This window comes from Pseudomonas mangrovi, assembly GCF_003052585.1.
GTDB classification, from domain to species: Bacteria; Pseudomonadota; Gammaproteobacteria; order Pseudomonadales; family Pseudomonadaceae; genus Aquipseudomonas; species Aquipseudomonas mangrovi.
This window is the reverse complement of the sequence record NZ_QASN01000002.1, coordinates 518775-524930: the sequence shown is the minus strand read 5'-3', so window position 1 is coordinate 524930 and position 6156 is coordinate 518775. Positions and strand designations below refer to the sequence as shown.

At 59.7% G+C, this 6156-nt stretch carries 5 protein-coding genes; 4 read left to right on the top strand and 1 reads right to left on the bottom strand.

Translation table 11 applies throughout. The annotated features are described in order from the left end of the window. The 4 genes from DBO85_RS02420 to DBO85_RS02410 form a co-directional block, all read left to right on the top strand. Positions 1-1102 (top strand): DUF6531 domain-containing protein (locus tag DBO85_RS02420; RefSeq protein WP_108104924.1); only part of this gene is annotated, 1102 nt, incomplete at its 5' end. 14 nt (positions 1103-1116) lie between these two features. Next, the gene (locus DBO85_RS02415) at positions 1117-3813 is read left to right on the top strand and encodes an RHS repeat-associated core domain-containing protein (RefSeq protein WP_407681433.1); all 2697 of its coding nucleotides are present in this window, start codon (positions 1117-1119) and stop codon (positions 3811-3813) included. Next, positions 3777-4229 (top strand): hypothetical protein, encoded by a 453-nt coding sequence (locus DBO85_RS19000; RefSeq protein ID WP_146168156.1) that lies wholly within the window; start codon positions 3777-3779, stop codon positions 4227-4229. Before DBO85_RS02415 ends, DBO85_RS19000 begins: the two co-directional genes overlap by 37 nt. A 480-nt stretch (positions 4230-4709) precedes the next feature. Continuing rightward, positions 4710-5447 (top strand): transposase, encoded by a 738-nt coding sequence (locus tag DBO85_RS02410; protein ID WP_108104920.1) that lies wholly within the window; start codon positions 4710-4712, stop codon positions 5445-5447. Here the strand turns inward: DBO85_RS02410 and msrA are convergent. Beyond that, positions 5399-6052 (bottom strand): peptide-methionine (S)-S-oxide reductase MsrA, encoded by a 654-nt coding sequence (msrA, locus tag DBO85_RS02405; RefSeq protein WP_108104918.1) that lies wholly within the window; start codon positions 6050-6052, stop codon positions 5399-5401. The two genes, DBO85_RS02410 and msrA, sit on opposite strands and share 49 nt — an antisense overlap. Positions 6053-6156 lie beyond the last annotated feature (104 nt).

The window sequence follows — 6156 nt, the reverse complement described above, 5'->3', positions numbered from 1 at the left end:
AAGCGGTCCAGGTGTACTGACGGGTAATCCAGTCAACTTCAGTAACGGCAACAAGTTTCAAGTCGAGCGCGATTATGCCGCCGGTAAGCCGACCTTCGACCGGGCTTACAACGGCATCGATGGGTTGTGGCGGCATGGCTATTCCACGCGCCTTCGTATCACCGCGCCGGCCGTTGCGCTGGTACATGCCGATGGTCGCGAAAGCTTCTTCACCCTCAGTGGCACGACCATCACCCCGAGCCCTACTGAGCGGGGGAGCCTGGCTCGGCAAGAAGGGGGCTGGGTCTATCGCTCTGCCAACAACGAGGTATTTCACTTCGACAGCGAGGGCCGCCTGACTCGTCGCGAAAGCGCCGTCGAGCGAATCGATCTGAGCTACCTGAACGACAAGATTCAGGTGACGGACGAGTTTGGCAATCAGCTGGAGATTTCCGTTCGGCCTGATGGCCAGCCGCTTACGCTGAGCGGTCCGCTGCTGCAGGTGACTTATACGTACGACGAGGAAAATCGCCTGGTCGCGCTGAGTCGTACCCTGGGCGGCCAGAGCGAGAGTCGTCAGTACCACTACGAGGACGCTACGCACCCGCGCCTGCTCACCGGCATCACCGATGAGCGCGGTGTGCGTTACGCCTCCTGGTCCTATGACGCGCAGGGGCGGGCGATTTCCAGTGAGCATGCCGGCGGAGCGGACCGCGTCAGCATCGACTACAACGCGGACGGCTCCTCGACCGTCACCAACGCGCTGGGCAAGCAGACTACCTATCGCTTCCAGAGCATCCATGGCCTCAAGCGCATCATTGCCGTCGAGGGCGAGCCGTCGGCGAATTGCCCGTCGAGCAACTCCACCTTCACCTATGACGCACGCGGTCTGCTGACCAGCAAGATCGACAACAAGGGCAACCGCACCACCTACAGCTATAACGCCCGCGGCCTGGAGATATCACGCACCGAGGCGGCGGGCACGGCTCAGGCGCGCACCATCACTACCGAGTGGCACCCCGAATTTTTCCTGCCGACCTCGGTTATCGAGCCAGGCAGCGTTACTACCTATACCTACGATGCTCAAGGACGACGCTTGAGCAGCCTCGTCACAGCGTACTGAACGGGAGAAACACGATGACATCCAGGATATTTCGCGCCAGTACGCTGGCTGCAGCCATGGTCGCCCTTTTCGCTTCCAGCACGATCAGCGCCCAGAGCCGTAGCTGGAGCTACACCTACAACACCCAGGGGCAGGTGCTTTCCGCCGATGGCCCGCGCACCGATGTGCAGGACGTCACCACCTACACCTACGATGCCCAGGGCAATCTGACCCAGGTGAGCAACGCGCTGGGGCACACCACGCTGTTGTCCGGGCATGACGACAATGGCCGGCCGGGGCAGATCACCGATCCCAACGGAGTGGTCAGCGTCCTGGGTTACACCCCCCAGGGATGGCTGGCCTCGATCAGCGTTGCCGGTGCCGTCACCTCGTTCGAGCACGATGCCATCGGCCAGATCACCCGGATCACCCAGCCCGACGGCAGCGCGCTGCAGTACAGCTGGAGCGATGCGCGGCGGCTGGAGAGCATCACCAACAGCCTGGGTGAGCGCATTGAGTACCAATACGACCTGATGGGCAACCGCACCGCGCAGGACATTCGCAGTGCGTCTGGCGCGCTTGCTCACCAGCAGCGCTGGGTCTACGACGAAATGGGCCGACTGCTGCGCACCCTGGGTGCGGCGGGGCAGGCCAGCCAGGTGCAGTACGACCTGAATGACAACCCGGTGGTCACCACCAATCCCAAGCAGCACAGCCACGTCGCCAGCTATGACGCGCTGGATCGGATCGTCGCCAGTACCGACCCGCTCAGCGGCGTCACTGCCTTCGGCTATGACGCCCAGGACAACCTGACACAGGTCAGCGATCCGCGTGGCGTGACCACGCGCTACGAGTACGACGGGCTGGGCAATCTTACCCGCCTGATCAGCCCCGACAGCGGTACCGCCACCTACACCCACGATGCCGCCGGCAACCTCACCAGCAAGACCGATGCGCGCGGCGTGGTCACCACCTACAGCTACGATGCGCTGAACCGCCTCACTGGCCGTCAGTACCCCGCCACCCCTGCGCTGAACGTGCAGTACCACTACGACATGACCGCCGATGGCAACAAGGGCATCGGGCGCCTGACCGCCATCCAAGATGCCAGCGGCGTCATCGGCTACCACTACGATGCACGCGGCAACCTGGTCGAGCAGATTCGCTCGGTCGAGGTAGGCGGCACTGATCGCTATGACCGCCTCGCGTATATCTACGACAACGCCAGCCGCCTGACCCGCATCGACTATCCGGCTGGCTTCAGCATCCACTACCTGCGCGGCACTGCCGGCCAGGTGGCCGAGGTCAAGCTGCAACTCGGCAGCGGCACGCTGCAGAACGTCGCCAGCCAGATCCACTACCTGCCCTTCGGCCCGTTGAAGAGCCTGAACTGGGCCAACGGCATCAGCCTCAGTCGCAGCTATGACCAGGACTATCGCCTGACCCAGCAGCAGGCCGGCACCTGGCAGACCAGCTACGGCTACGACGCCAACAGCAACATCGAGCAGATGCAGAGCAGCCTGCTCGGCAACCTGAGCTACAGCTACGACGCGCTGGACCGCCTCACGGCCGAAACCCAGGCCAGCCGCATCCTGGGTTACAGCTATGACGCCGTGGGCAACCGCACCGCCAAGGCGGTCACCACCCTGGTCGACGGCCAGGTACACAGCAGCAACACCGTCGAACTGGGCTATGCACCCGACAGCAACCGCCTGGCCAGTATTGCCAGCCAGCCCGTCACCACCGACGCCGCCGGCAACCTCACCCAGGACAGGGCCAACCGTACCTTCGACTACGACGCCCAGGGGCGCCTCGTTCGCGTGCGTATCGGTGGCGCCGCGGTCGCCGAGTTCCGCTACAACGCCCTGGGTCAGCGCACCCACAAGGTCTCCAGTGCCGGCACCACCGTGTTCCTCTACGGACCGGACGGGCAACTCCTGGGCGAAACCCTCTACAACGCCCAGGGGCTGAAAACCGGAAGCCAGTTCTACGTCTGGCTCGACGCAATGCCGCTGGCCGGCATGCGCATGACCTTCGGCAGCGAAGGGCAGGTAACCGGGCGCACACCGTTCTTCCTCCACAGCGACCACCTCAACACCCCGCGCATGGCTACCAATGCCAGCCAGCAACTGCTCTGGCAGTGGACCTCCGATGCCTTCGGCATGGGCCCGGCCAGCGGCAGCCTGGCGATGAACCTGCGCTTCCCGGGGCAGTACTACGATGCGGAGACGGGGCTGCATTACAACTACTTCAGGGATTACGACCCGGAGACGGGGCGGTATGTGGAGAGTGATCCGATTGGATTGGCGGGGGGGATTAATACGTATGGGTATGTGGGGGGGAATCCTCTAACTTATTTTGATCCAAATGGTTTGACTCAACTTTCATGTACAACGCTGCAAGGTGCAGTGCATTGTAATGAGGCTGTTTCGAAGGGCGTAAACCCTGCGAGGATGAGTGTCTGGTGTCTGCTCGCAGGGACTTGTGAAACTAATGAAAGTACAAGCCAAAACGAAAAAAGGCCAAAAAACTGCCCTCCAGGAACGAAGGATATAGATAAAGCAAAGAGTGATTATGGTTGGGATAATGATACTCTCCATGGAATTAAGAATGGTGCACATGGTGGCATGAGTAATGGTAAATCTTGGACTGGTATTGCTCCGGACGGAACGGTAGGGATCAATGAGGATGGCGAATGGGTAGAGCAAGGGCATTGGGAGGATTTGCTATGAGTGGTAGGTCAACTTTTAGGCTTAGCTTTCACGTTTTTCACCCCGTAGTGCCAGCTTCTGAAATTGAGAAGGCTTTTCCGCTGCCTGTAAAATTTTCTCAGTCAGTCGGGGAGCAGAGAAGAGTAAAAACAGGAGGTTTCTTAGATGGAAGATACAAAAATACGAATGTGAGCTTCTGTTTGCATGAGAATCCATTGCGATTTGATGATATTGAAATAGGCGGCTTTATTTTAGAGCAGCTAAAAAATTACGATCATGAATATATTTCTAGGTTGGTGAGGACTGGTGGGTCATGTAACTTCATGCTTGGTGTGTTTTCTGATGAGAATGTTATGTTTGAAATTGGTTGCGAAGCAATTGAGTTGATGTCGTCCGCAATGGTTAGCATAAAATTTGACTTTTATGGCGGGGATTAAAAGAGCTAAGGAAGGTCTGAAATAGTCGCCCGTTTTCATTAAAAGGGTCGGAGTGAATTGTTTCTGTCACTCTGGCCCGCTGGTGGCGTTGGGAGCTGAGCAAATCACTCCGACCAAAATTCTTATGATTTATCTGGAGTGCTCCTTGGGTTTGGTGTGTCATTGGCTCAGTCGCACTATTTCGGGAAATGGTATTTGGAGATTGGCGGATTATGAGCGTGTTGTATATAAGGCATGTTTTCGCGATCGCATTGCTTTGCCTGTTAAATATTAAAGATGCAGTTTCTGCGGAAGTTAAAGGGGTCGGAGTGAATTGTTTCTGTCGCTCTGGCCCGCTGGCGGCGTTGGGAGCTGAGCAAATCACTCCGACCCCGATTCGCTAGGAATCTACGCGCAGCTAAGTGAGCAGTAAAAAAGGGCGGAGTGAATTGTTTTTGATCCGCTAGGCTGTCTTGAGATGAAATTGGCAAAGGAGTTGCCATGCCCAGAAAACAGCGGATGTATCTGCCGGGCGTGCCGGCGCATGTGGTGCAGCGCGGCAATAATCGGGAGGCGTGCTTTTTTCATGAGGACGACTACCGGTTCTATCTTTCGGTCCTGGGCGATGCGCTGAAGCGCTATGACGTGAAACTGCACGCCTATGTGCTGATGACCAACCATGTCCATCTGCTGATGACGCCAGCCGACGAAGTCGGCATATCCCGTGTCATGCAGCACCTGGGGCGAATGTATGTGCTTTATATCAATCGTACCTACCGGCGCTCCGGAACCCTCTGGGAAGGACGGCACAAGGCCAGCCTGGTCAATGCAGAGGAGTATCTGCTGACCTGCTACAGATACATCGAGCTGAATCCGCTGCGTGCCGGGATGGTGGGCGCGCCGGAAGCATATGCCTGGTCAAGTTACCGCTGGCATGGTTGGGGGCGCGGCGACCCGCTGGTTACCGATCATGACCTCTACCTGGCTCTGGGGGAGTGCGCGGGCGACCGGCAGCGAGCTTATCGAGCGCTATTTGTCGGGCATCTGGAGCCAGAGTCGCTTCATGCGATGCGGGAATCCAGTGTGCACAACTACCCGCTGGGCAATGACCGTTTTCGCGAGTCCATTGCGTTGCAGCTAGGTCGCTCGGTGGGGTGCCAGGGGCCAGGCCGCCCACTGGCAAAGAAAAATCACTCCGACCCCGTTAGGCAGACCCCGGTCCCACGCAAGCCGCAATAGCCGCCGGGGTTTTTGTCGAGGTACTGCTGGTGATACTCCTCGGCGTAGTAGAAGGGCGGGGCTTCGGCGATTTCGGTGGTGACCGGGCCGTGACCGGCGGCCTCCAGCGCCTGCTGGAAGCGAATCGCGCTGGCTTCGGCGAGGGTGCGTTGCTGCTCGCCGTGGCAGTAGATCGCCGAGCGGTACTGGGTGCCCATGTCGTTGCCCTGGCGCATGCCCTGGGTCGGGTCGTGGGATTCCCAGAACACCTTTAGCAGCGCCTCGTAGCTGGTCTGTTGCGGATCGAACACCACCAGCACCACTTCGGTGTGGCCGGTGAGCCCGGAGCAGACTTCCTCGTAGGTCGGGTTGGGCGTATGCCCGCCGGCGTAGCCGACCGCGGTGCTCCACACGCCGGGTTGCTGCCAGAAGCGCCGCTCCGCGCCCCAGAAGCAGCCCAGGCCGAACACCGCCTGCTGCAGCCCGGCGGGAAAGGGCGGCACCAGCGAGTTGCCGGTGACCCGGTGCATGCCGCCGACGCGGATTGGCGTGGCGCGCCCCGGCAGGGCTTGCTCGGGCGTGGGCAGCGCCTGACGGTGAACGAGAATTTCTGAGCGCAGGACCATGGGGGGTTCTCCTTGCGGCTGCCGGGTTAAGCGGCGCAGTAGTGCGGACGAAAATACGGCCGGTCTGATCCATCCGACCACGATCCACTGCCGATGGCTCGCGC